25 protein-coding genes and 1 pseudogene are annotated in these 25,125 nt (G+C 33.7%); 4 read left to right on the top strand and 22 right to left on the bottom strand.

The features are described from left to right. Nucleotides 1-12: 12 nt before the first annotated feature. From AB1280_RS05875 to AB1280_RS05855, 5 genes are all read right to left on the bottom strand, one after another. Nucleotides 13-1,518 carry a spore germination protein gene (locus tag AB1280_RS05875; protein ID WP_429757287.1) on the bottom strand — a complete coding sequence of 502 codons (1,506 nt, stop codon included), beginning with the start codon at nt 1,516-1,518 and terminating at the stop codon, nt 13-15. A 254-nt stretch (nt 1,519-1,772) separates the two neighbouring features. Beyond that, complete coding sequence (locus tag AB1280_RS05870) at nt 1,773-1,898, bottom strand: hypothetical protein (protein ID WP_272187683.1); 126 nt, start codon at nt 1,896-1,898, stop codon at nt 1,773-1,775. A gap of 142 nt (nt 1,899-2,040) precedes the next feature. Further along, entirely contained in the window at nt 2,041-4,389 is a 2,349-nt protein-coding gene (gene helD, locus AB1280_RS05865; RefSeq protein WP_429755191.1) for an RNA polymerase recycling motor HelD, read from the bottom strand. A 279-nt stretch (nt 4,390-4,668) separates the two neighbouring features. Next, nucleotides 4,669-6,753: a hypothetical protein gene (locus tag AB1280_RS05860; protein ID WP_429755190.1), complete on the bottom strand. Its 2,085-nt coding sequence runs from the start codon at nt 6,751-6,753 to the stop codon at nt 4,669-4,671. Between the two features lie 346 nt (nt 6,754-7,099). Continuing rightward, a complete protein-coding gene (locus AB1280_RS05855; protein WP_429755189.1) occupies nt 7,100-7,696 on the bottom strand; it encodes a hypothetical protein in 597 nt (198 codons plus the stop codon). 343 nt (nt 7,697-8,039) lie between these two features. On the opposite strand from AB1280_RS05855, the gene AB1280_RS05850 reads away from it, so the two are divergent. Further along, nucleotides 8,040-8,180 carry a YrzI family small protein gene (locus AB1280_RS05850; RefSeq protein WP_272187678.1) on the top strand — a complete coding sequence of 47 codons (141 nt, stop codon included), beginning with the start codon at nt 8,040-8,042 and terminating at the stop codon, nt 8,178-8,180. 335 nt (nt 8,181-8,515) lie between these two features. Here the strand turns inward: AB1280_RS05850 and AB1280_RS05845 are convergent, their stop codons facing one another. The 4 genes from AB1280_RS05845 to AB1280_RS05830 all read right to left on the bottom strand — a co-directional run bounded on the left by AB1280_RS05845 (nt 8,516) and on the right by AB1280_RS05830 (nt 12,496). Beyond that, nucleotides 8,516-10,279, bottom strand: coding sequence for a SulP family inorganic anion transporter (locus AB1280_RS05845; protein WP_429755188.1), 1,764 nt, complete (start codon nt 10,277-10,279; stop codon nt 8,516-8,518). A gap of 118 nt (nt 10,280-10,397) precedes the next feature. Further along, a complete protein-coding gene (locus tag AB1280_RS05840) occupies nt 10,398-10,838 on the bottom strand; it encodes a DNA mismatch repair protein (RefSeq protein ID WP_272187676.1) in 441 nt (146 codons plus the stop codon). Beyond that, nucleotides 10,822-11,178, bottom strand: a complete 357-nt coding sequence (locus AB1280_RS05835) for an ArsR/SmtB family transcription factor (protein WP_020061802.1) — start codon at nt 11,176-11,178, stop codon at nt 10,822-10,824. Before AB1280_RS05835 ends, AB1280_RS05840 begins: the two co-directional genes overlap by 17 nt. Nucleotides 11,179-11,413: 235 nt before the next feature. Further along, complete coding sequence (locus tag AB1280_RS05830) at nt 11,414-12,496, bottom strand: AI-2E family transporter (protein ID WP_272187674.1); 1,083 nt, start codon at nt 12,494-12,496, stop codon at nt 11,414-11,416. A gap of 295 nt (nt 12,497-12,791) precedes the next feature. Between AB1280_RS05830 and AB1280_RS05825 the strand changes: the two genes are divergently transcribed. Beyond that, nucleotides 12,792-13,604 carry an HNH endonuclease gene (locus AB1280_RS05825; protein ID WP_429755187.1) on the top strand — a complete coding sequence of 271 codons (813 nt, stop codon included), beginning with the start codon at nt 12,792-12,794 and terminating at the stop codon, nt 13,602-13,604. A gap of 248 nt (nt 13,605-13,852) precedes the next feature. Here the strand turns inward: AB1280_RS05825 and AB1280_RS05820 are convergent, their stop codons facing one another. Further along, nucleotides 13,853-13,945 (bottom strand): putative holin-like toxin, encoded by a 93-nt coding sequence (locus tag AB1280_RS05820; protein WP_090996886.1) that lies wholly within the window; start codon nt 13,943-13,945, stop codon nt 13,853-13,855. Nucleotides 13,946-14,130: 185 nt separating this feature from the next. On the opposite strand from AB1280_RS05820, the gene AB1280_RS05815 reads away from it, so the two are divergent. Then, nucleotides 14,131-14,808 (top strand): phosphodiester glycosidase family protein, encoded by a 678-nt coding sequence (locus tag AB1280_RS05815; protein ID WP_429755186.1) that lies wholly within the window; start codon nt 14,131-14,133, stop codon nt 14,806-14,808. Next, nucleotides 14,802-15,113 carry a phosphodiester glycosidase family protein gene (locus AB1280_RS05810; protein ID WP_429755185.1) on the top strand — a complete coding sequence of 104 codons (312 nt, stop codon included), beginning with the start codon at nt 14,802-14,804 and terminating at the stop codon, nt 15,111-15,113. The genes AB1280_RS05815 and AB1280_RS05810 overlap by 7 nt, the downstream gene beginning before the upstream one ends. Before the next feature lie 72 nt (nt 15,114-15,185). On the opposite strand, the gene AB1280_RS05805 is transcribed toward AB1280_RS05810, so the two are convergent. From AB1280_RS05805 to AB1280_RS05750, 12 genes and pseudogenes are all read right to left on the bottom strand, one after another. Further along, the gene (locus AB1280_RS05805; RefSeq protein ID WP_429755184.1) at nt 15,186-16,256 is read right to left on the bottom strand and encodes a hypothetical protein; all 1,071 of its coding nucleotides are present in this window, start codon (nt 16,254-16,256) and stop codon (nt 15,186-15,188) included. Between the two features lie 14 nt (nt 16,257-16,270). Then, complete coding sequence (locus AB1280_RS05800; protein WP_429755183.1) at nt 16,271-16,744, bottom strand: tetratricopeptide repeat protein; 474 nt, start codon at nt 16,742-16,744, stop codon at nt 16,271-16,273. A 38-nt stretch (nt 16,745-16,782) separates the two neighbouring features. Then, the gene (locus tag AB1280_RS05795; protein WP_429755182.1) at nt 16,783-17,478 is read right to left on the bottom strand and encodes a phosphopantothenoylcysteine decarboxylase; all 696 of its coding nucleotides are present in this window, start codon (nt 17,476-17,478) and stop codon (nt 16,783-16,785) included. A 12-nt stretch (nt 17,479-17,490) separates the two neighbouring features. After that, nucleotides 17,491-18,315, bottom strand: a complete 825-nt coding sequence (locus AB1280_RS05790) for an aminoglycoside N(3)-acetyltransferase (RefSeq protein WP_429755181.1) — start codon at nt 18,313-18,315, stop codon at nt 17,491-17,493. A gap of 156 nt (nt 18,316-18,471) precedes the next feature. Then, nucleotides 18,472-18,678: pseudogene (locus AB1280_RS05785) on the bottom strand (multidrug resistance efflux transporter family protein); the annotation flags it as partial. A 369-nt stretch (nt 18,679-19,047) separates the two neighbouring features. After that, nucleotides 19,048-20,448 (bottom strand): protoporphyrinogen oxidase, encoded by a 1,401-nt coding sequence (locus AB1280_RS05780; protein WP_429755180.1) that lies wholly within the window; start codon nt 20,446-20,448, stop codon nt 19,048-19,050. Nucleotides 20,449-21,127: 679 nt separating this feature from the next. Further along, entirely contained in the window at nt 21,128-21,547 is a 420-nt protein-coding gene (locus tag AB1280_RS05775) for an exosporium protein C (RefSeq protein ID WP_429755179.1), read from the bottom strand. Between the two features lie 56 nt (nt 21,548-21,603). Beyond that, a complete protein-coding gene (locus AB1280_RS05770) occupies nt 21,604-22,104 on the bottom strand; it encodes a GNAT family N-acetyltransferase (RefSeq protein ID WP_272187662.1) in 501 nt (166 codons plus the stop codon). Between the two features lie 122 nt (nt 22,105-22,226). Beyond that, nucleotides 22,227-23,195: an NAD-dependent epimerase/dehydratase family protein gene (locus AB1280_RS05765; RefSeq protein ID WP_429755178.1), complete on the bottom strand. Its 969-nt coding sequence runs from the start codon at nt 23,193-23,195 to the stop codon at nt 22,227-22,229. Nucleotides 23,196-23,346: 151 nt separating this feature from the next. Beyond that, nucleotides 23,347-24,111, bottom strand: coding sequence for a VOC family protein (locus tag AB1280_RS05760; RefSeq protein ID WP_429755177.1), 765 nt, complete (start codon nt 24,109-24,111; stop codon nt 23,347-23,349). A 291-nt stretch (nt 24,112-24,402) separates the two neighbouring features. After that, entirely contained in the window at nt 24,403-24,573 is a 171-nt protein-coding gene (locus tag AB1280_RS05755) for a hypothetical protein (protein WP_272187659.1), read from the bottom strand. Further along, a complete protein-coding gene (locus AB1280_RS05750; protein ID WP_429755176.1) occupies nt 24,554-25,123 on the bottom strand; it encodes a GNAT family N-acetyltransferase in 570 nt (189 codons plus the stop codon). The genes AB1280_RS05755 and AB1280_RS05750 overlap by 20 nt, the downstream gene beginning before the upstream one ends. Nucleotides 25,124-25,125: the final 2 nt, after the last annotated feature.

The following is a 25,125-nucleotide window of genomic DNA, read 5'->3' as shown; positions in this document are numbered from 1 at the left end:
CTTCAAAGTAAACTATCCTTTTCGTATTGGGTCTTTCGGATGCAGCATCTTCGGGCGACGTTTCATCATCTGAAATGGGACGCGAACGATAAAGTCTTTCCAATCACTTGATCGATAAGGAACAGCTGGACTAACATATGGCACACCAAAGCTCTTCAGCTTCACCAAATGACTGCATAAGAAGAGAAAAAACAAAATGAGTCCGTACAAGCCAAACAAGGCAGCGCAAAACATGCCTACAAAACGCAGTATACGTATTGGAATCGCTGTACTATAGGGTGAGAGAGCAAAGGAAGAAATGGCCGTTGCAGCTACTACGATAACCATCATAGGGCTAACAATCCCTGCTTCCACCGCAGCTTGCCCAATGATTAATCCGCCAACGATTCCCATCGCCGAACCAATTGGTTTTGGCAAACGAAGTCCAGCTTCTCGTAAAATTTCGATAGCTATTTCCATAAGAAGTGCTTCTATAAATGCAGGAAATGGAACACCTTCTCGTCCTCCTAAAATAGAAATGGCTAACTTAGTCGGAATCAATCCAGGATGAAACGAGATAAAGGAAATATACAGGGCAGGTGCAAAAAGAGAAATGATAGCTGCTCCAAAACGTAATACGCGGATGAGAGTACCTGGTATCCAACGTTCATAATAATCTTCAGGAGATTGCATCATCATGCTAAATGTAACTGGAGCGATTAACACAAAAGGCGTTCCATCTAATAAAATTGCAACCCGCCCTTCCATCAATGCAGCAACGACACGATCAGGGCGCTCCGTACTCTGCACCTGCGCAAACGGACTGAGATAATTATCTTCGATGAGCTGCTCTACATAACCTGATTCTGGTACATTATCAATGTCAATTTTTTGAATTCTCCTCTTCACTTCTTCTACTAATTCTGAATCAGCAATCTCATTCATATAAGCGACAACAAGTTCTTTTTTTGCTCGCTTCCCTACTTGGAATTTTATTAATGATAAGCCTTCATTTTCACCATGACGTCGTAATAGAGCGGTATTATCGCTTAAAATTTCTGTGAAACCAATTCGCGGACCTCGGACTGATACCTCTGAAATAGGTTCTTCAATATTCCGAGTTCTTCCTTTTGTTGTACTGAGAATCAATACTTCTGATGACCCATCAATTAATAGTCCCGTTGACCCTGTCAATACTTTTGACATCAACCCTTTAATATCATGAACTTCTTTTATTTCACTAATAGAAAGGACTTGCTCGATAATAAACTCTTTTGAAACCGTCCCGTTCGTATAAGATGAATCATGTTTATATTCTTCATAAAAATCATTCATTAATGATTTCATAATATGTGTATCAATGAGCTCTTTATCTGACAAACCATCTACAAAAATGATCGCAGCCCGAATACCTGTACGGCCAATGTTAAACTCTCGAAAGTGTACATCCGAGTTAAAAGTAATTTCCTGCTTTATAAGTTCTAAATCCAACGTAAAGTTACCTATAAATTTTTCAGATGAGTTTTGATTGGACATCATTCCTTGCTCACCTTCACACATTTTCTTTGTTTTGTTCATTTGTTGATTTGTTGACTCCTGCTCTCTCATTCTTATCACTCTTTCTCTTAAAAAAGCTTAATGTATATCCAAATTTAATGACAGCCTAAACTTAAACTTCACCAGCAATCACCACTTTTGGCATCACATGCAAATGTTTATCAGACTGAGAGGATGTTAATAAAGTAAGTCTTCTATGGTTGACTTAAGAATGAATACACGAATCATTCATTCCGTTACTTTTCCTCTAATGTATGGATCCAACTAAAGATTTTTGAAATCACATATGGGACGAACAATACAATAAAAGCTTGTCCAAATACTTTCCATTCTGGAAGATAGGCAACTATTGTTTTCCACATTTTAACCATCCTATATCATTGGAATTTCTTACGGATTATTATGTGTGATGTACGGAAATTTAATCCAACGAAATCTCCCTTCCACCATATAAAAATGTAAACGAAACAGAGGTCAGGCTTCATAGCCTGACCTCTGTTTCGTTTATTTATCCTGAATATACGTATTTACATTAACTGCTGATAAAAAAGGACTTAATTCCTTTTTATAATAAATATATAACTCGTGCATAGCACGTGTGCAAGCTGTATAAAAAAGCTTACGTTCACTTTCTTTTCTATATTGTTGGTTTGAAGCGTTATAAATAATAACAGCGTCAAACTCTACGCCTTTCGCTAAATATGAAGGCACAATAAGTATCCCGGAATCAAACGAAGCTGTTTCTTTTTCGATAAGGTGCATTTGTTCCTGTTGCTGCAATATGCCATATGCCGCTTTGCTTTCCTCGGCAGTTTTACAAATAATCGCTATCGTTTTATGATTATTTTTTTTCAAATTTTTAATTCGATTTACAATGCTTTGATGTAATTCCTCATCTGTTTCTACCGCTGTTATAACCGGTTTTCTCCCCTCGCGTTCAAAGGGTTCAATACAGTTTCCTCCTGGAATCAGTTGCCTTGTGAATTCAATAATTTGTTTTGTTGAACGATAACTACGATTAAGTTCAATCTTCTTACTTTTTTCCTCTCCATATAAAGTATATAGTTGCGAAAATTCATTTTCAGTCGCATGTGTGTGTATCGTCTGATTAAAATCACCAAGTACTGTCATTTTACTATGCGGAAATAATCGTTTCAAAAAGGTAAATTGAAATACCGAATAATCTTGTGCTTCATCAATAAATATATGCTTTGCAGATGTATTTTTTTGTAAATCCCCCAACTGATCTTTTAAATATAAATAAGGCGTCGCATCCTCATAAGCCATATTAAAATTACGTATGCGATTAGCCGTTTCTTCACATATTTCTTTCCAGTCTGACGGTAAATTGTTAGAATCTGTGAATTTTCTTACAAATAGCGGATCAGTAAATAACTGTAAATAAATAGAAGCTGTATGAATAAATTGAAACTTTTTCACGCGTTTACGAATGTGTTTAAAATGTTTTTTTACAATCATTGCAGCTAACAATTGTTGTTCACGTTCAAAATCATCAAATGTATTAGCGTCATATCGTTTCTCTCGTTGTAGTTTTTTATGAATTTTAGCGTACGTTTCTTTATCTAATAGCTGTATTTCTTCTTCTACCCAAAGTTCTTTTCGTTCTAACAGCTCTCTATTCTTTAATTCTTTTAATAACCACTCAGAAATTAATTTTATTCGATTCGGAATTCGCATAGATTGAGGGAAAGAATAAAATTTTTCTCGAATTTCCTCTTTCGATATTAATACATTCCCGCGAAATTTCACATCTTTAAAAATCATTCCATCTTGTTTTAAATAATTCACATAACAGTCTACAATCTTTACAAAATGTGCACTTGCTTTATATTGAATACCGTGCATGCGTAATAAGTATTCTGAGTCTTCTTTGCCTGCAAGTACATATTCTATTTGTGTAAATGGATCTTCTATAGTAAAAGTTTTTTCGATGTGCTCCTCTAAATACTCTTGGAAGGTTGTTTGTCTCATATTCTCTTCTCCTAATTCAGGGAGAACAGACGATATATAACTATTAAACATTGAATTAGGAGAAAAAAGAACGATTTGATCTGCATGTAATGTATCTCGATATCGGTATAGTAAATAGGCCACACGCTGCAATGCAGCCGATGTCTTTCCGCTCCCTGCTGCTCCTTGAACTATAAGTAAACGACTCGTTTCATTACGAATTATTAGATTTTGTTCTTTCTGGATTGTAGAAACGATACTTTTCATTTGTGTATTGGCATTCTTCCCTAACACTTCTTGTAATAACGCGTCACCAATCGTTACTCCGGTATCAAACATACTTTTCATTTGACCGTTACGAATGAGAAATTGTCTCTTAACAGTTATTTCCCCTGTAATCATTTCATCTTGTGCATGATACACGGCCGATCCTAACGAATAATCATAATATAGACTAGATATTGGTGCTCTCCAATCATATACTAGAAATTGTTCTGTACTCTCATCAAAAAACGAATGAATACCAAGATAAATTTGATCTGGACTTCTTTCACCTTCTTCTAAAAAATCAATTCTTCCAAAATACGGAGATAGTTCTAGTCGTTTTAACATGGTAAGTTGTTTATCAGCATGATAGTGACTGCGTTCTCTTTCTGCTAACAATTCTACTTGTTGCTTTATACTTGCCGCTGTTTCAACGGCTTCTTCAGCATTATCAAAGTTAGCTGTTACATCATTCCAAAAATTTTTCCGAATATGAACTACCTCTTTTTTTCCGCTACTTACATATTGTTGTAGACTCTCTACGCGCTCTTTAATTTTCTTGACAACTTCCTCTATTCGTTTTTGTTCTCTCTTCCACTCTTGTTCATACTTCTCCATATTGTCACTCCTTGTCGACAAAATAATTTGACCAAAAGTTTGACAAACACAGTTGTTTTTTGATACAATTATTATGGATAAATACATGGGTAAATCAATAAGATTTCTAATGGTCATTTTTTCATTTTAACATATACAGCTTTCTTAGTTCAATGAAAATAGAAATCGTAAACGACAATTTCACTCAATACTAAGAAAGCTTATTAAAGTTTCAAATAAAAATCGATTCCCTAATTAGGAATCGATTTTTATTTAGCATATTCAATTCCATCATTAATATCATTGAATTCCGATTACTCTACTATTTCCGTTCTTCGCAATTTGGACTTTCGCATACATTCCTTCTCCTTTCACGAGGCTAACAGGAACTTCACTTTTACTCCCTATCGTAACAAATCCATAATTCATATATCCTTTAATCCAAATTCCTTTTTCTTTTGGGTAGTCACCGAGCTTTATTTGATCTAAATGATAATCCTTCCCTTGATCTTTCTTTAATTTTATAAACACAGGTACTTTTGTTTCTTTTTTCGTTTCACGATTCAACATCATCTCGTTTGCTTCCGCTTCTATTTTCAAAGAAAACCATACTTTTTTCATATTGCCTAATTTCTCAACTTGATTTTCCAGTTTCAGTAATACAACAGTACTATTATAATAGTTCCATTCTTGTTGTATAATAGTACCAAGTAAAATGAAACTAGAAAGTATACCTACTAACCATGCGTGTTTTTTCTTATATGTTCTGTTAAGTTTAATAATATTTTCTTGTTTTTGCTGGTTTTTTGTTAATAACAATATAATCCCTGCCAGAAACAGCATCCAGCTCAATCCATAGTTTCCAATGTAATTTGTCTCATACATAATAAAATTCGTAAACAAATAGATAACAACGCCAATCCGCTTGATTACAGTATCTCTCACATACAACATGCCTAGTACAAGAAGTATTATATATCCACCGTGTGCACTTACAATAAACCAAGGATCCGCCCCTTCGTATTTCGCTAACAAATAGAAAAAGACATATATCATTTCAAATCCAACGCTATTTCGTAATAAACATTTATTTTTCCGCAGAATCGCAAATATGAAAAATCCAATGTGAATAAATACGAGATAACTCATACTTGTTGTATATTCCGCATCTCTCATACATTCACTTACTATAATTCCTTCCAATAGCCACCATAAACTATATTGTTCTGCCTTATGCTTTGCGAATAGCCAATACCCAAATATACAACTAGCATACAACAATCCCCATATGTAATGGTGATCTGTTATAAGTGTTGTAATTCCCGACATGATAGCGAAAACAAATGAAAATATCCGCAAAAATTTTGCTGTTATTTTTTTATAGCCCAAAATTCCAAGCACACTTAGCGTAGCACTTACAATCATGATTATGCTGCTTTCTCTTACTGTTTCCGATAAAATGAAGTAAAGACTCGCAAGAAATAGAATACTACCTATTGAGCTTACGAAAACATATAGCACGTACTCTCCTATTTTCCGATGGTTTATGTTCGTTTGATTCTTTTTTTCTTGCCAAGTGAGATATTGCTGTGAAATAACAACAAACAAACCGACAAGTCCCATCAATAGATAAGAAATATTCATAGTTAAATTTACAAATAGATTTGTAATGTCTATCAATGCATACAATGACCATGCTGTTAAGATTGCACCAGTTGTTATTTTATACAAATTTCTTTCTTTTATTTTTTTGAATACCGTAATGTATACAACTGTCATGAAAATTGCACACACTACTTTTATCAAATAATTTGGTTCTCCTCCATCGTATAATCGTTCAAGGTACACTGTCCACAATCCTAATAAACTAGTTGTATAAAATACAAAACGTCCTGCCATTTCCCTTCCGAATCGGTACCATATAACGGAAGCAACAGTTATCATAGTAGATTGCCACTTGTCCGTGAAAGCAAACCATGTTATTTCATCGATATTTGATAAAAAGAAAAACAATGCTCCGCCACTCAGCACATACCACTCCGCTTTTTTATCAGTTATATAAAAATATAACACCGGGAGTAACCAACTAATTGAAAGCCATAACTCTTCATTTTCTATACCGTAAATGTTTTGAAACATCCAGCATGACCACGCATAAGCTAGATAGATCGTTACACACATCCCTCTTATAAACAGCACATTTGCAAACATTACATTCCTTATTACAAAATAGCCCCCAAGTGCAAGAAGAGGTACCCCTAGTACGGCTAAACTTTGATAAACCGTCGCCCATGAGTAACGCATCGTCATCATTAAAACGATATAAGCAGCAAGTAAAGACCATACTCCAAGTATTCTAACAATATCATCTTTCCAATCCTTCATCCCCCATCCCTCCTTCTATAAGTGTATTCTTTTTATACATATTTTTCACTTAGAATTTGTATATTTTCCCATTTGTAATTTTAGTTGCGAAATCTATGAAAAAAAGCTCAATGTTTCTCTTTTTTCATAGAAACATCGAGCATCTTACACACTCTATACTATATAAATTCATTTTTATTTCTCGACATATACATCGATGCTATGAAGAATACAACAGGACCGCTACTATGCACGACCAGATGCTCTCATCCTCCCAAAAAAAAAAAGGGTTTTTATGTCGGTTTTTCAATTTGTATTTATATACTCTGTCTAATTATAAACAACCGTCCTAGCTTTTCTACTCATACTATAATAATTCCTTTATAGCGTTTATCACGATCTCTGGATTCTCTAATTGAATCGAATGACCATTCTCTGTTTGAATATGCTTCGTACAGCTCGTTAATCCACATAATAGTTGCTGCTGCTCTTTCCATATAGGATCTGCATTGTTAGAACTTATGATAACTACCGGCAAGTTTTCACGTAAATTTTCTGCTCGTTTTACTTGTTTCGCTGATTCTTCACTATATAACATTTCTTTATAAACCGCTTCATATGCTCCAGGAGTATATCCTACATGTTTTACATGATTTTGAACTTGCGCTGGAAGACTTCTTCCTCCTACTGGTATTTTTATTAAGCGCAGCAAACCAATAGTAGATGTGATATATCCTAATCTCATCTGTTTTAAGCCTTTTATGTATTGCTGCGATCTATCTGTATGCATTTCCTCTTTCAAGTATCGATTTTCATGTACCGCATCAACTAATACAATTCCTGCTACTTCATTAGGATATCGACTTGCAAATAAGCGTATATTTAGTCCTGCAAATATTTCTCCTATACTAATTATTCGTCGTTCATAATGAAATTTCTCTTTAAAACTGTGCATTTTTATCAAAATTCGAAAAATTTATCCTATTTTTAAATTTCAGGGTTTACAAGCGGTACCCAATTGTATATACTTACTTACGTAAGAAAAAATTCCCAAAGGAGGTCGAATGAAATGATGAAAGTAACTGTAAATGTAGCACCTGTTTCACAATTAAATAAATGTTCGACCATCCGTATGGAGAATTGAAAATCGTGTTTACTATGATTTAAATTATTCTGCCACAGGAGGTCGAATGCCTTCCTGTGGCTTTTTCATGACTTGCCGCAGGAGCACTCTGTCTTCCTGTGGCTTTTTTGTGCGATTTTCACATTCTTACAATTTTACACATTTGAAGGGAGTTAAAAATAATATGACATTTCACGTATTCTTTTTAACGATTACGATTCAAAAAGCTCGTCTATCTGAAGAAGAACTTGAACATAAACAACGTGTTCAACAAATTGTAGACGAAGTAAAAGATCGACAAATATCGTTTTATAACCATCTGTAATCTTGAATACTAAATAGCGATGAAAGGAGATAGTTAAAATGATTTTATCTAAGTGGAAAATTATGATTTGGATTGTAGAGGTAGACTCCGCATAACAAAATACGTATTTTTTAGGATTAGATTATGAATAAATGGAGTTATTGAAAATTATCTCTGTCAAGCTTGCAACATGCAGGAATACAGTTTGAATAGTTCGAGAGGAATCCATTTTTAAATTAGTAAAATGTTCTTATCAACCAATCTTTTATCGGTTAAAATCTGATCTACAAACAAAAAACAAGGTTGCTTTAAAAAAATATAAGCAACCTTGTTCACAACTTTTATTTATTACTTTTTTAAAAATCTAATGCATTTACTTTATCTTTTAATGTATTCACTTTCTGAGGTTGATGAGAAAGTTGGCTGCATTCACGAAATGCAAAATGTTTACAACCTAAACATTTTTTCGTATCCAAATGTTCTAAAGCGTAGTTAATTGCGTCCCCTGTATGCTCAAAGAAGTTCTGTTCCTCAATTTCAGTATACAATCCATTTCTAATTAAGGTTGTTTTTAGTTCAGATTGAATACCTGAGACTAGAAGTATACCACCTTGTTGTTTAAAAGAATGAACAATACTTCTAAAGTAAGACTCTCCTGTAGTATCAATAAAAGGAACTTTTCCCATTCGTAAAATTAAAACTCTAGGTTTATAATGAATAGTTGCTAAAATGTTTTGTTCAAATGTTTGAGCAGCACCAAAGAATAATGGACCTTCTATTGTATAAATACTAATTTGCGGACAATCATGAGTTTTATTCACCACATGCGGTAACAATTTTTCATTCTTTCTTGAATGGTCTGGAAGCACTTTAGATATGACTAGCATGTTGCTCATACGTTTTGTAAATAAAATAATAGCTAAAATAAGACCGATTTCTACAGCTGTTGTTAAACTCGTAAATACAGTAAACAAAAATGTTACAACTAATACAAGAGAATCCCCACTCTTCATTTTAAGGATATGAGCAAAATGTTTTTGTTCGCTCATGTTCCAAGCTACTACCATTAAAATAGGAGCCATACTAGCAAGTGGAATATGCGAAGCATACGGAGCTAGTAATAAAAGTATTAATAATACAAAGATTCCATGAATAACACCTGAAATCGGCGAAGTAGCTCCGCTCTTAATATTAGTTGCTGTTCGGGCGATGGCTCCAGTTGCTGGAATTCCCCCAAATAACGGCGTGACAATATTAGCAATTCCTTGACCAATAAGTTCTTTATTGCTGTTGTGTTTACTATTTGTCATTCCATCTGCCACGACAGCGGATAAAAGAGATTCAATGCCGCCGAGCATCGCAATTACAAACGCCGGACCCATCAGCTGTTTGATCCGTTCTAATGTGATTTCTGGCACATGAAACTGCGGAAGTGTATTGGGTATCGTGCCATAAGCTGTACCAATAGTTGGTACATGGCCCGTAAAAAATACCGTTGCAATTAAAGTTGAAATTACAATGGCTACTAGTGAACCAGGTACTTTTGGGAAAATTTTTGGTGTTACGAGTATAACAATAAGACAAATGAAAGCTGTTATAATACTGTAAAAATTGACGGTATCAATATGAATAAAGATTTCATTCAGATTTGCTATAAATGCCTCATGCTTTTTTATACCTGTTAAACCTAAAAAGCTAGCAATTTGTCCCGTAAAAATAGTAACAGCAATACCTGATGTGAAACCAACTGTTACAGGGCGCGGGATAAACTTAATTAAAGAGCCCAATTTAAATATACCCATTAGACATAAAAGAATTCCGGCTAATAAACCTGCCAGTAACAAATTTTCATATCCATAGGTAATTACAATACTTAAAAGAATCGGAACAAAAGCACCTGTCGGCCCTCCAATTTGATATCTTGAACCACCAAATAGCGCTGTAAGAATTCCAGCAATACATGTTGTATAAATCCCATACTCTGGTTTAACTCCAGAAGCTATAGCAAAAGACATAGCAAGCGGAATCGCAACAACTCCGACAATCGTTCCTGAAAGAAGATCCTTTTGAAAGTGCCCCAATGAGTATCCTTCAAATCTTCCTGTAAATAACCCTTTCATTATAAACCCTTCTTTTCTATTATTAATAAATCTTGCTGTTTCTGAAAAATTAATTACCTCTTAATAAATTTGAATTGTAAATACATTTTTCATGCTCTTATATAAGGAAAACATTAGCTTAGTATTGACTATACGTTTTACTCAAATGACGTTCTAATTCACCTATATCTCCGTTCTCTTGCACATAGTTTTTCAACCTTTCTGCTAAAAGCTCTCCTTCTCGGCTATCTAGATTCTCTGTGTCGATAAAGGATTTAATCCATACCTTATCTGGCGTACGATCTCTACGAAACATTTGACCTGGAACTTCACTCCAAAAACTCTTCCATTCATCCAGTAATCCTATTCTATCAAATAAAAAACTTTGAATCCCACATAACCAGGCTGTACAAGATGTATTTCTCTTTTGACATCCAACTTTATCTTGTAAATGCTGGCATGCAAAACAACAAGAATTCCCACTTTTAATACAAACATCACAAACATGATGTGCTCCTACTGAGCGAAATATTTCAATTCCATGTTGAATAATAACATCTTTCTTAACTTCGATACTCAACCCCCTCCTTTACTATGGTTTTATCATCTTCTTCTAACATTGAAATCGTATCAATTAAATGATTATTAAAAATCGCTCGTGCAACTTCTAATAAATTCATAATCATTGGATCTCGAAGAGAATATAAAACTCGTTTCCCATCTTTTGTACCAACAACAATGTTCTTTGCACGTAGTACACTCAATTGTTGTGAAACGGCAGAACCCTCCTTATTAAGAATGCTTTGGAGTTCATTTACACTTTTTTCACCCTCTGACAATAATTCAAGAATACGGATCCGCAAAGGATGTGATAAGGCTTTAAAAAAGTCAGCCTTAAACTGTTGCATTTCATTTCCCATTCAAACGCCTCCATTACTTACTTATAATTTTAAAAAATTCAGCAGTATTCTATACATCTTCAAATGTTTGAATATGTATAGAATACTGCTATCGTAAATAATTTTCAATACAAATTTTTGACGATATGAAACGGCCGAAAGTCAAATCAACCATACGTATATTTTAATTATATATATATTACATTTACATTGAGAAAGAAAGAAGACCAGTTACACTCTGTAACCGGCCTTCTTTCTATTTCTTATTTTTTTTCGATTCAAAAAGTCTTACTAAGTTTGAAATAATTGTTTTCAATACAGCATAGGTTGGTACAGCTAAAATCATCCCAATAATTCCAGCAAAATTTCCGACACCTAGAATTAACATGATAATTGTTAAAGGATGAATATTTAGTTTCTCACTCATAATTCGCGGTGATAAAATATTACTCTCAAATTGCTGAACAATTGTTACCACAACAATAACCCATACCGCCTGCATTGGCGATACAAATAGTCCAACAATAACAGCTGGCGCTGCTCCAATAAACGGACCTAAATTTGGAATAATATTCGTAACTGCTGCCACAATCCCAAAAATAAAAGCATAAGGAAGCCCAATGATTAAATAACCAACAAACGTGAAAGCTCCAACAAATAAACAAACGAGTGCTTGGCCTTGAATGTACGCCGCGAGGGTTTCATTTGTTTCTTTAAAAAGACGAAGCCCTTCTTCACGGTACGTTTCTGGTAAAAAACGAACTGCTGATCCGGGGAATTTATGACCATCTTTAAACATATAAAACAAAATAAATGGAACTGTGAAAACAACTAACGCAACATTTGTAATAATTCCAAATAATGCAGTTGCACTCGCTGTAAGCGTATTGGGTATTTCTTTCAAATAAGTAAGAGCATTCTTTTCTATTGTTGCTAGAGAAACATAATCCTGTGTTGTAAGCCATTGAAATAGCTTATGATTCGATAAATCCGTTATGTATTCTCTCCCCACTTTAATATACGTTGGCATATTCGTTACTAATTCCATAAGCTGATGAGATACAGTTGGAACTACAACGCCGACCGCAACAGCTATTAATGTAATAATAAAGACATACAGTAACAAAATTGCTAAATTGCGCGGTACTTTTTTGTTCTCTAAAAAAAGCAGCACGGGATTAAACATAAAATACAAAAATGCAGCAATTAAAATAGGGAAAAATAAAGTGGAAATAAAAATACCGATTGGTTGAAATAAAAACGAAATTTTTGTACAGATAAAAATAATCACTACAACCATCAATACTTCTAATGTCCAAAAATGAACTTTTGATTTCAAAAAAGTGCCTCCTTTTAAATTTCTTCTATCATTGTAACAAATCGAAGCAAAAATTTATATGTTATTTCCTCGATCTATATTCCAATACATAAATAAATACACTACAATAAAGACATACAAAGTAAAACTTTTGTCAGCAGCGTTTTCATTCCCTGCTGATTATTAGTTGAATCAAACGAATTTTTACGGGCAGTTATTCCCTCTCTATCTCCTTTGCGTATCTCAAATTCTTGAGGTGAGGGTTTTATTGTCCGTACATAGCAAGATAAAAATTTGCAACTAAAAGGTGATAACTATGCCAATATGCAGTATTTGTAGAAATGATAAACAATGTACAGAACAATATGTAATTCCAGAAGTGTTATGTGGATATTATTATATCAACACGGTGTGTGAAACATGCCATGAAAACGAAATAGCAAGTATTGATCGTCTATTAATTAGCCATAAATTAATACAGTATAAAATAGATCAACTTAAACATCAAATTGATTCTCCTCTTCTTCTTGATATATATAATGAAGAAGAATATGCAAATGAAGAACCGGATAGTGCTGAGTTACGATTTTCAAATTCTCTCATTATGAAACTATGTAAAAGACACGATATCTCACTTCATGATGAAATTTGGAAAGAAGAGCGAGTAACAAAAGTTGCGGGTTCTATTCAACGTGAATTACTCCTTGATAACCGCAAATATAAGATGAGTTTATTGAAAATGGCTTACTTGTTTGCTGTACATACAATAGATGGTTATTTTCACGATCCCGATGCAGTTGTTATTTCTAACATTCTATCTAACATAGATTTCATTGAATTAAAAGAAAGAAATATTGTACGAGAGTTAAGCAAAAGTTCATTATGGAACACATTAAATACCAATTGTGAAAACCACTATTTCATTTTATTAAGCGACAAAGATGGATTATTTTGCTTTATTCGCCTCTTTGATGTTTTTGATGTCGTTGTTCATTTATCGAAAAAAAGATACAATCTTCCGTCACCAATTGTTGGTATAAATGATGCAGTCAACCAAATGTTTTATAGAAAAAGTTTAAAAGAATATATGAATGGATTATTCAAGCCAGCAAACGGAATTCAATCTTAAAAAATAATCGATATGTTTCCAAAAAGAAGAACGTACGCTCTCCTTTTTTATGTAAACAAGATTGTGCTATAATAACAATGAAAAGAGCGATACAATCACATAAATAAACTAAATTAGCATATAAATAAAAAAAGACTAGCGTGCGGCAACACACTAGTCCCATATAACTCAGCAGAGTGGATTATTCATTATCCTATTTGTTTCTCATGAATTAAACAACCCACCTTCTATTGGCGTAGAGTGGGTTGTTATTTTTTGAGCTTGTCGATCAATAACACAACAAACGTTAGCAATGCAACGAGAAAAAGACCGCCTTGCAAAAGCAACGAAAGTTCACTCAATTTATCACCCCCCAACACTTAGAGAAGTGATAACAAAACAACCACTCTGACCATGAGTTACTCTTTCATTTTATCATAATTTTCAATTCTTTACGATGAAAACCGGCGAGCTTTGTACATGCCGGTTATTTTATTGTGTTGAGAAATAACAAATGTGACATACTAAGAAAAAAGTAGGTAGTCATATGAAGAATCGGATAAAAAAGGGTATTAAAAAAATAAGTATAATCACTCTCATTGTTCTTACAGGAGGAGTAATTTGGTTGTATGCTACAAATTCCGGTCACAAACTGCGTGAAATGATAGGAGGCTCTATTCTGTCATCACAACATCCACAATTTGCAAGATTACTCCTGTCGAAAGACGAGATTCACCAACTACAAACTGCTATTTATACACCCCCAACACAAAAATCAAAGCTTCTTAATGGTTTATTTTCTCGTAAAAAACAACCTTTTTCTGTAACTGTAGAGACCATTGAAGATCCGCATTTCACAGCAAAGGTAATGAAAGTAAATGACCCAACTACCATTCATTTAGTAAGTACGAAATATCACGATCAAGGACAACCGTTATCTGATCTCATTGAACAAAATGAAGCTATTGCAGGTATCAATGCAGGAGGCTTTATAGATCCAGGAGGTGTTGGGCGTGGTGGACAAATTATTGGAATCGCACTATCTGATGGAATAATTCGTTCAGAGCCTGGATTTAGTCAAGATACACGTAATCTTGTTTGTGGATTCACCAAAAAAGGACAATTCATTACAGGTATGTATTCTATAAATGAATTAAAGCATATGAACGTAACACAGGCCGTTGCATTCGGACCACAATTGATTGTGGATGGAAAAATATGGTGACGAATCAAATTGAGGAAGCGTTTGGCTGGGCACCACGAACAGGTATCGGGCAAGATGATCGAGGGAATGTCATCATGATTGTAACCGATGGAAGGTTTTATTGGAACAAAAACCATCGTGGTGCTTCCATGAGAGATATGGTATCTCTTTTCAAAAAATATGGGTGTATAGATGCATTTGCCCTAGACGGTGGAGGTTCCACAACGATGATTTATAAAGGAAAGCTACAATTAAAACCAGCAACCGAAACGTCTGTAGGGATGCGATATCTTCCAAATGCATTTGTCGTTATTCCTAAAAAATAAGTATTACTAAAGAATCCTTACCTGCTGAAAGATTAAATGTTCGGCTGGTAAGGATTCTTGTATGGTCAGCTTTTATGATTGACGACTGATTGTCTCTTGAACTTTATTCATAACGGTATCATAGAACGCTCTCTCATCATCCACATTGATGTGAACCCTTGTTACTGTTTTTTGAAACCCATAAAACATAGTTGCCTGCATTGGCTTTACCAATACGATTTCGAGTTTTGCTGGTTCTTTCATAAACTCGTTTACTGTCGCATCAAAAATTTGTTTTCGTTCAATTTCAGAAGGTAATGCTCCTTTATTATGACGTATGCTTTGAATCTTACAAAATGGGACGATAAGCTGTTTCGTCAACCCAACTTGTAAAATAAGCTCTTTATCAGTTACAACATATGGACATAAACGAATTGCTTGTATTTCTGCTAAGAAAAATATCACAGCATAAATATTTAAAATTAGCAAAATCCATGCTACACGCGGATTCCATTGATGAAGAAAATAATGAAAACCGATTGATTCAATTAAAGTTGCATGTATGAGCATAATATTAAATGCAATTACACCTGTTTTTTTATGATATGTAAACATTCCTGAACCTGCAGGTATTTTTTTACACCAAGAAAATAACGCGTAATAAAACAGCTTACACTCTGATAACAATACATTCACAGCGACATTTTTGAAAACGGAATCGTATACAGCTCTATCGATTGCATATGAAAAAGATGGATACGCAAGCTTGTATTTCTTATAAGAATGAACAATCGCAGGTAGTTTTCTTGCTATTTTGTAAAAAAGATACAGCTCTAAGCAAAGAAATGCAATTTCCCCAGCTACTACTATATATGTGATAAATGAATAAGATTCAAAATACTGATTAGGAATAATAAATCTTGCAGCCACATAACCTGCAAATATCACAAGGAAAATATATTTTAGTGAATATCGCTTTCTTATAATCAGTATGTAAGTAACGATTGGAATAGTAAGTATAAAATCAAATAGAGAAGCAAGTGCTACTCGGTTTGGCAAAGGCGACATTATAGGTAGTGCATAAAGAAGAATATTGGAAAGGATAATCAAACTCGTAATAGCAAACCAAATTAAGTATCGTTTCTTCGATATAGGATGATTCATGCAATTATTCCTTTCTATTTGAAAATTTCATTTAAATGATCTTTGTAAAATGTAATTGCTCTTTCATAGTTCTTTACACCTTCCGTTTTCACTACCACTTCTAGCAGCAGTTTCATCGCATCTTCATGAGATTGTACATTGTACTTTGCAATGGATAAAAATACTTTCATGGCGTCATCATCCGGATACAGTTTGATTCCTTCTTCTAATGTAGCAATCGCTTTCTCATACTCTCTAATACAGCGATATGTACTTCCTAAACCGATATAAGCACCTCGCAAACTTTCTCCTTCTAAACCTAGTTCAATAGCTTTCTCGTAATAAGAAACGGCTTCCGTTTCCATCCCCATAGCATCGTGTGTACATGCGCATTGATACAAGATTTCTGGATTTTGAGTAAAGTTTGTTAAACTTAATAATATCTCTCTTGATTGAGCGAATTTATTCTCATTGCGTAATTGAATTGCTTTCTTCAATAGATTTTCCATCTTCTCACCCTACAATATGTATTCTTTCTTAACACTCATTAATGAATAACAACTTGTTCTTTTTCAGAATCAATCATCGCAAGTTTACTGATAAGACTGCTAGCTGTATTTGCTTTTCCCGGACACACTTGAACTTCACCATCTCTAGTAATAATATAGTGATTTGTTTCAAAGGTGTATAGTGCGTTAGAAGCATTCGCAACCATAAAATCTGCTTGTGCACCTTCCATTCGGATTTGTGCTCTCGTTATTAACTCTTGTTGACTTATACCGCTCTCTAATTTAAATCCGACTAACATAACACCCGGATCCCATTGTTTAATTTGTGCTAATACTTTTGGAGCTTTCTTAAAATGAATAACTGGCGGTATATCGCTTGATAACTTCCCTAGCTTATCCATAACATTTCCTTCTTGATCAACAATTTTATCAACAACCCAATCCGATCCAGCTGCCGCCATAATTACAATATCTACTTTTTCACTTGTAATAATTTGCTTCATTTTATCTTGTAAATCGATAATTCCTTCAAAACAATGAGAAGAAAGGTTATTAGCCTCTTCAGGTTTTTCTGCAAAGTAACCATGTAAATATATAACAGAAGCCCCAGCCTTCAATGCTTCTTCAGCAAGAAACCTTCCCATTCTTCCTGTCGATAAATTCGTATGCCCACGTACTTCATCCCATTTTTCTAAACAGCCACCACTTGTTATCAGTACCTTTTTCCCCTTCATGTTCTCCATCCTTTAGTTACATATTTGCTTCGTTTGCTTTTGTGTTAAAAACCATTCCGTTCCAAAGTCAACCGCTTCTCGTTGCTTCATTAATTTACATGATGCGTTCCCTATTTTCCCAAATATAACTGATCCGGTTTCATCATATGCTTTTCCTAATGACTCAAAATCATCAGAATCATAGTCAAATTCCTCATACTCTTTCCATACACGAACTCCATTCTCAATAATCGGTGCTCCAACTTGAACTTTTTCTCGATATTGCGAACGAACTTCAGATAAATGAAGTGATGTATTTGAATCATGATCTACTCCTATTAATAATATATATCCATCTAAATCATACATTTTCCCCAAAGGTGACTGTTCTCCAAAACTAGGAGCAAGGCTGTGTCCATCAATCATTTGTTTTGCATGTTTCCCCCATGCTGCAAAGCTATGTAACGGATGATTACTTCTTTTTGTATTCGGATATGTACGAAAACACTCCACCACTTTCCCCATACTTCGTGTTGGTGTTGTTTCTGGATGAAACGGTGGTTCATTGTCTCGAATAATTTTCCACCAACTTTCTGGAACAGGTGGCATTTGCCAATTTTTTGGATCAGATAGATCACTCGTTTGAGTCGGCATCATAATTGTTCCTTCTTCTGTAACTACTTCCATTAAAGCCTCTACTACCGCCAAAGCCCCTCCGCTTATCCAACCAATCGAACTAAGTGAAGAGTGTACAATAACATTCATTCCTTCTGTAACACCTAATTCTCGTAAATCACTTGCAAGTGTATGAATTGTGCTTGGCACTTTTGTTTTAGCAATTATATCGTTTATTTTCATAACAAATCCCCTATACCTTTTAATGAAATTTCTTTTATCTTCCATTTATATATTATCATATTTTTCTTAATTTTTAATCTAGAAAAGGAGCTACCTTTTATCATTCATAATTTCTCCCTTTAAAAACAAAAAAGATGATTCTAAAAGATCATCCTCTCATGCTGATATTTCCTCCTCTTTTTTCTCCATAACCGCCACAAAACTATGTAAAATCATTCCTGCGATAACAAGGCTCATTCCAATCTAAGACAAGGTTGATGGAAACGGTGCTGATAATAATATTAATTCGTGACATAGCGCGAATAATATTTCACCAGATTGCGTCGCTTCAACTGTTGCTAATTTTTGTGGATCATCTTTTACATTAATAGACTTATTAAGTAAACTTGAAAGAACCCACTATATACAATTTTAAAAAAACGACATAAAACCTCCTTTCTTTTCAGGGGACGATAGCATTTGACCACATATAGAAATAGGTAGGCCCTGTTTCCATTAAAACAAAAGGAAAAAGTGAGTGTAGGTCATGTTACATTTTGCATTACTGCGGCTTATATATCGAAAAATTAAAATGGGTTTATATAGGTACAACAACGTACGAAATCCTCCTCTTATACTAGAGGAGGATTTTATCAAAAATATAAAGTGAAACCTTAATCAGTGGGGTTCTTCATCCCCCACTGATTATTAGCCCTCACCAATCGGGCTTTTACGGGCAGTTTATCTCCCGCATTACTCCGAGCAATTATGTAATGCTTTCATAATCTTATCTGCCGTATTCTTTCCATTCCCTATGCAAGCCCCAATGCCTACACCATAATATGAAGCACCAGCTAAGTAAACATTTGGAAAGGTAGCTGACAATTTCTCATTCAAAGATTGAACTGCCTGATTATGTTCTAAATGATAATTTGGCATTAAGTCTTTCCAGTTTGTAACTTCAACAATCTGCGGCTCACCCTGAATTCCAAGACTTTTTTTAATATCAGATAAAGCAAATTGAATGAATTCTTCTTTACTATTATTTTTAATCTTTTCATACTCTGGATTTGAACTTTTATAAAACATTCTTACTAATAAGTTTTGTTTATTTGATGTATGCTTCCATTTCCTACTTGTCCATGTACAAGCATCACAATATAAATTACCATTTTCTAAAACAATAAAGCCTGTCCCATCTGCCGGTAATTGATTATCAGGTATTTCAAATCCTAAATAAATACTAATAAGAGATGAATTTTTGAATTTATTGAAATCACTGTTTAATTCGGCAGAATTTAATACTGCTTGTGCAATATCGTGAGGAGCAGCTAAAACAATATAATCCGCTTTTAGTTTCTCTTGATTCGAAAAAGAAACTTCATACCCATTACCGACTCTACTTACATTCGTCGTTGTTACTCCTTTTCGTATTTCCGTCTCAGTCAACACCTCTTCTAACCGATTAACAATCGTAGAGAGTCCTCCTTTGAACGATAAAAACTTTTTATTTCCAGCTGCCTGGAATTGTTTTTTGTTCACTTCAAACCCTTTAATAATACTGCCGTATTTATTTTTATAATCAAGTAAATATGGTAATGTAGACGCCATTGTAAGTTCATTTAATTTACCAGAATATACCCCTGAAAGGACAGGAGAAATTTGCTTCTCAACTAATTCTTTTCCTAAAAAGCTTTCTAAAAATAAAGCAAGCGATGTATCTTTCGTAAAGCCTTTGTTTTTAGTAATAAAATCTTTCAGTGCAATAATTTTCCCTTTCGTTGAGACTAACGTACTGTTAAACAATGACTCTACACTTGTAGGGATTCCAAATACTGTATCAGCGGGAATAGGATGTAACGTATTCTCTGAATAAATGTAAGAAATCCCAGTTTCGTTAAATATCATATCATCTTCTAGATTGAGTTCTTTTACAAGAGGCATCACATTCTCATTTCGAGCAACAATTGAATCTGCTCCTGTTTCCATAATAAAATCATTTTCTTTTACACTGTGAATTTTTCCGCCTAAATATTCCTCTTTTTCTACAAGGATCAATTTTAAATCTATATTGTAATCCTTTTTAAATTTTTCTAAGTAAAACATAGTAGAGAGTCCCGTAATACCTCCACCTACGACAACAACTGTTTTCATATCTACTGAGCTCCTAACCGATACTATAAATTGATAAATCTCTTTATTATTATACCCAAAAGTTAGCTTTCTCGACTAGCAGCTTACACAGTCTGCAAAAAGATTGAAATTTCCTTAGCGTACGCTAAGGAAAATTTTATAAAGAAAAGGCCGATTTCCCTATATATTAAGGGCATCGGCTTTTGTTCATATTCTTTTACTCAATCAATTTTTGACATAAAACTTATAGTAATACATTCTCAAAAAGTAATAAAATTACCTATACTAAATTGAACAGGTTTCATATATACATTTAAAAGCATCATTTAGGCACTATGTGTTGAATTCAATGATGAACTTCAAATCCATTTATATCATATTAGAAATAAAGTTTCTTTTGATACGCAGCCTTTATATGGAATGGATCCTTATAACAATACAATTTTTGATGAAGATGAGATAAAAACTATAATTGCAACTTGTGTTAATCTATTAGATAGTAAAATACGCTATCATTTTTTTAACTGACTTTATTAAAAGCGATTATGAAGATAAAGAAAAAAATAACTACATTCAGCGTTGTGCAGATGGAATACATTTCGAAATTTTAGACATAACACCTATAGAATGGTTACAGCAGACCCTTGAAATACTAAAAGAAGCTATAAAAAGTAAAGAATAAATTTTCTTATCATCTCATTCAAAAAAGGACGGGAAAAGAAATCCGCCCTCCTAAATACTGTAAAGACGCCTTCCATTTGTACTCATTATATATTAATTCGTAACATTCATGGTCGTGTGCGATAGCTAAAGCGCTAAAAGAAATTGGTCCAACAACAGCTGTTGTTGGACTATTAGTAATATTTCCAACAGTTACACGATACGTATGAGAACCAGCTTTTACATTCGTGTCTATCGCTTGAAATGTTACGATATAAAATTGTTCTGAGTCATTAGATTCTATTCCTTGTTGAGCCACAAAAATTTCTTGATCATCGCGAAAAATTCTAAACACAACTTGAGCAATTCCATTAATCTCTTTTATACCAACTGTAAAAATCAGTTCCATATGATTTTCTTTTTCCTGTTTTTTCGGGATACGAACATGTCGTTCTACCAATTTAACTCTTTTTGGAAAATGGATTTATATAATCCAACATTACGTAGTTTCACTTCTTACAAAAATAATACCATAAATTCTTCATCCCTATATACTTCACCCATTTTCAATGCCTTTTTTTCTACACCATACGATTCAAACCCAATTGATTGATATAATTTTTTTGCTGCAATATTATCTGAAACGACTGATAAGCTAATTTGTTCGATAGTTAACCCCTTTGCTTTTTTCACGACTTCATCTATTAAGTTACGTGCATATCCTCTCCCTCTACTTTGAGCACTTACATACATTCCAACAATATGCCCCTTATGACGTAGTGCTGCTCTTGATTCGGTTAATAGTGTTACAACCCCTATTAACTTATTATTCTCATCAAAAGCACCAAATGTAGAGCTATGTTCCCCTTGTAAATTTCTTATAACTTCTTGAATTGGCTCTTCTTTCTTGATTGCTTCTTCATATGTAGTAACATATGCTTCTGGATTTTTTTGCAATGCTTCTAAGCGTAAATCCCAATATTCTTCTGCATCCACTTCCGTTAACATTCTAATCATCCGGCTACATCCTTTCTTACATAAAAATATAAATCTGCCTTTAGACAGGTTCTACAAAATTAGACCTTTTCCTTTATATTTATAAAATGATATTTAGTTCACATAACATCATTATGTTTTTATTACTTCTGTAATGAAAACATACGAAGTACCTCATCAACTTTATTCATAGTTGCATCACTTAACTGAACATTTTCAGTTTGATAAAAATGATACGCCTTTTGTAGACCGGCCTGTAAATCAAGTTGCGGGACATATAAATGATGTGCACTTAATTTTTCAATATTCATTCTGTAAGTAACATTTCGAAACGGAAAATAATTTCGTGTTGAAATGGTAGGATTTAATATTGTTTCATCTACTTCTATAGTATGTGCTTCTATTCCAACTATTTTACTTGCTGTATCAACGAGTGTCTTCCATGTAATATCTTCTGGATACGACAAATTATAAGCTTGTCCATTAGATTGTTCTGATCCTATTACACTTTCCATCACTCGAACGACATCATCAATATGCACAAATTGCACTGGACCCACATGTTTTGGAATAGGAATAGCAAGTTTTTTTGTCAAGCGATCAAATATGTACGCCTCTCTATACAGATTATTGCCTTCTCCATAAATATACGAAGGTCTAAAAATTGTAATCGGAAATCCTTCTTGTTTATGTAAGGAAAATAAATAATCTTCTGCTTCATTTTTATCGAGTCCATATTGTCTCCAATTGTAATTTTCTGCTCGCTCAAAATCTTCAAATAACACTTGAGTAGAAGGGGCATATACTGCTCCTGAACTACACAGTACATATCGCTTTAATTTACTTCTATCTATATTATCAAGCAATGTTTTTACATGATTTTTATGATAAGCTGTAATATCAAAAATGTAGTCATACTGTTTATCTGAAATGTTTTTCTTTATGTCTAAGGGAACATTTCGATCTCCTCTAAGATGTGTACGTACTCCCTTATACGCAATGTCACGTGTTCCTCTAGTGAAAATATCTACTTCATATCCTTTAAAAATGAAAAACTTTGCTAACGCTTCACTGACAAACTGCGTACCACCCATTACTAATATTTGAGCCATCTATGTATCCCCCATTTTCTAAAGAATCTATTTACACTATAAGTTTATAACTCTAATCCATTTGTAACAAATCTTTATTAGTTGAAATATAGCAATTCTTATTTTTCTCTACGTATAAAGCAGCTTCCTTCATTTTAAATTCCCCCTTAGTTTACAAAGATAATGGTAAATGCAATTGTTTCGAAATAGCGTGTAAAAACTCTGGTACATGTTTCAACGTAATAGTATAAGAATGCTTCTTAAAATATAATGTATGGTCTTTACTGTTTACATTTTGTATAAACTCTAAATCTGGTGTTCCAAAAGTAATATTCATTGTTGGCATTAATGCTCTCATATCAATTGGAATCCACGGCCTTCCTTCTTTCACAACAACAGCATGTGCAGTTCCTCCAATTACAAAATTGAATATATCTTGATCATGCATCGTCTTCATTTGTAATGTATGTTTTAGCCATTTTCGAAACATAGGAACAGACGGAACTGGAAATCCGACTTCTCGAACATACATAACTTGCAAAGGACCATTTCTTTGTAAAACGTCTTCTTGTACATATTCGTGTGAAATAATCTCAAGAATATTTCCATCACTGTCTTTAAAATATACGGCTTTACTTACCTTAGAATGATGTGTAACTTTTTCTCCTTGTTTATCTTTTAAAATTTGGACACCCGATTGTGTGAGCCACAATGCGATTTCATCAAACAAAGAGTACGGTACTTGAAAAGCAAAATGAGTCGGTGCAATTGGTTCTAATATTTCTTTGAAGCTAATGGTTGTAAAAGGAGTAACTTGAAATTGAATGTACGTTTCTGTTTGCTTTGCAATCGAAAATTGCAGAATATCAGCATATACTTGTTTTACGCCTTCAATAGATAATGTTTGTAATTCTATATCTGCAAAATGTGTAATCATATAGCATCCCTCACAATGTTTATTTACTTCTAGTGTATAAGATATACTAAGTAAAAAAATCCACTTAAAGAGGGATAATATATATGCTACTTTTGTAGTATTGGCATATTTACTGATAGACCTTCTCTTCTGTTACAATCTCCCTCAAACCAGTAGCTGTACTTGTCTCATACTTTTCTCCTTTTTCCTAAAAAGCACCTATTTTCTTTCCAACTTCTTCATCAAATCTATATATTTTCAATACGCTTCTTTCTTTTTTTATGTATAATAAGGCGACCATCTTGCTCTAAATTACGCATAACTTGTTCCACTATCTAAATGAATATGAACTGCATTCCTCTCATCTACCTTGAAAAATGCTGGCTTCTTTTCAAAGAAAAAATAGTCTTCACTAGGAACAAATATATCCTGCCATCTATTTATTACTTCATCAGATATTTTATTATTTTTGATAAAATGCATTTTTATCACTCCGCAAAATTTCAAAAAACTCTTCTCTTAACATACTAAAACGATAACGATCGATAAACTCTCCTTGTCTCAGTCGATCTTTTCTCATTAATCCTTCACATACAAATCCAGCTCTTTCATAACTTTTCATCGCCTTCGTATTATCTGCATCTACTCGAAGCCAAATTTTTTCTAAATCGAACTCTTCAAAGCCAATTTCCAGCATTTCGTATAGAGCAACCATTCCGTATCCTTTTCCCCAATATCGTTTATCACCAATGGCAATTCCGAGCTCTGCATTTTTATTTGTTCTATCGAAATTTTTCAAATCTATCCAACCAATATGTACACCATCTTCGGAACAAATTGCTCTTTGTTCATAACCATTTGTTCGATTGATACACATTTCAATCCATCCTCTCGTATCTTCCCGTGTAAATGGTGGATATTGATCTGGAACAACTAAATGCTTCGTTACTTCTTTATCTAAAGACCATTGATAGCGATCTTCTATATCATTTAGTGACAGTTCTCTTAATTGAATTTTCGGTAAATTAAACATAT

It is taken from the genome of Bacillus sp. S10(2024) (genome assembly GCF_050473865.1).
Taxonomy (GTDB): domain Bacteria; phylum Bacillota; class Bacilli; order Bacillales; family Bacillaceae_G; genus Bacillus_A.
The sequence above is the reverse complement of the archived record's forward strand: the minus strand, read 5'-3'. Positions and strand labels throughout refer to the sequence as shown.